This is a genomic window from Longimicrobium sp., from assembly GCA_036377595.1.
Lineage (GTDB): Bacteria > Gemmatimonadota > Gemmatimonadetes > Longimicrobiales > Longimicrobiaceae > Longimicrobium.
This window is the reverse complement of sequence record DASUYB010000035.1, coordinates 1-1,656: the sequence shown is the minus strand read 5'-3', so window position 1 is coordinate 1,656 and position 1,656 is coordinate 1. Positions and strand designations below refer to the sequence as shown.

General features: G+C 72.0%; 3 protein-coding genes. 1 reads left to right on the top strand and 2 read right to left on the bottom strand.

The genetic code is table 11. From position 1 onward, the window contains the following. The coding region (locus tag VF092_05850) for a hypothetical protein (GenBank protein ID HEX6746802.1) at positions 1-312 on the top strand (312 nt) is incomplete at its 5' end. A gap of 49 nt (positions 313-361) precedes the next feature. Here the strand turns inward: VF092_05850 and VF092_05845 are convergent. Further along, complete coding sequence (locus VF092_05845) at positions 362-1,369, bottom strand: TerC family protein (GenBank protein HEX6746801.1); 1,008 nt, start codon at positions 1,367-1,369, stop codon at positions 362-364. Between the two features lie 15 nt (positions 1,370-1,384). Further along, positions 1,385-1,656, bottom strand: a 272-nt coding sequence (locus VF092_05840; GenBank protein ID HEX6746800.1) for an ABC transporter C-terminal domain-containing protein, incomplete at its 5' end; no start/stop codon positions are given.

The following is a 1,656-nucleotide window of genomic DNA, read 5'->3' as shown; positions in this document are numbered from 1 at the left end:
GATGGCCGCGTGGACCGTCGCGACCTCTACCTGGTGGCCGACGCGGTGGAGCGCGTCGAGCGCGCGTCGCCGGAGCTGGTGGGCGGCCTGGGGCTGTACGACGCGACGGGACCGAGCGGCCCCTTCCTGCACGTGGACGTGCGCGGGCACGCGACGCGCTGGGGCTCGGCCTCGCGCGGCGGGGGCGAGGCAGCGCCGAGGCTCTGGGCCGCGCCGCGGCGGGCGGTGGTCAGCGAGCCGGAGGACCCGCCGGGTCGGCGGACGTGCCGCGCGACGGGGGCGGACGCGGTGCTCTGCGGGGGGCGGGGGTAGGGCGGGGGACGCAGGGAACGCGGGGAAGCGGCGACGCGACTACCGAGGGTCACTCATTGCTGACCACGCCCTCCTCCCTCCGCGCCTTCACCATCGACACCACCACCCCGCCCGCCAGGATCACCCCCACCGCCACCAGCAGGTAGGCGTTGAAGTGCGGCCCGATCGCCTCCTTCAGCCACTTCGCCACCAGCATCTTCGTCCCCACCAGCCCGAGGATCAGCGCCAGCGAGTACTTGAGGTAGCGGAACTTGTCGATCGCGTGCGCCAGCGCGAAGTACAGCGACCGCAGCCCGAGGATCGCGAAGACGTTGCTCGTGGCGACGAGGAACGGATCCGTCGTGATCGCGAAGATCGCCGGGATCGAGTCCACGGCGAAGATCAGGTCCGTCGTCTCCACCAGCACCAGCGCCACCGCCAGCGGCGTCAGCATCAGCCCCGCCGCGGCGTCGCGCACGAAGAAGTGCTGGCCGTGGTACTCGCGCGTGACGCGGAAGTGGCGGCGCGTGAAGCGCAGCACCCACCGGTTGGCCGGGTCCTCCTCCTCCGCGTCCCCGGCGAACGCCATCCGCAGCGCGGTGACGATGAGGAAGACGCCGAAGATGTAGAGCACCCAGTGGTAGCGCGCCACGAGGTGCGCCCCGATGCCGATCATCAGCCCGCGCATGACGAGCGCGCCGAGGATCCCCCAGAAGAGCACGCGATGCTGGTAGCGCGCCGGGATGCCGAGCGACGCGAAGATCATCGCGATGACGAACACGTTGTCGACGCTCAGCGACCACTCGATGACGTACCCGGTGAGGTACTTCACGAGCGCCAGCTTGCCGTCGTTCACCTGCCCGTCGATCCCGTCGACGCCGGCGCCGAGCCCCATCCAGTGGTGCTCGTACGACGCGTACACGAAGGTGCTGAAGACGAGCGCGACCACCACCCACACGCCGGTCCACACGAACGCCTCCCGCACCCGCACCACGTGGGCCTCCCGGTGGAAGACCCCCAGGTCCAGCGCGAGGAGCAGGAGGATGAACGCGACGAAGCCGATCCAGATGAGGAGCATGCGAGGAATGAAGCGCTACGCGGACGCCGCCACCAGCGCCTCCACGCGCTCCTCGGCACGCGTCCACTCGGCCAGCGCCTCGTCCAGCGTGGCGCGCGCCGCCTCCAGCTGCCGTCCCAGCTCGGCCGCGCGCGCCACGCCGTCCGGCTGCGTGTAGAGCGCCGGGTCCTCCATCGCCGTCGTCAGCTCGGCGACGCGCGCCTCGGCCCGGGCCACCCGCTGCTCCGCGCTCTCGACGTCGCGCCGCGCCTGGCGCAGCTGCGAGCGGTCCCGCTCCGTGGTGGACG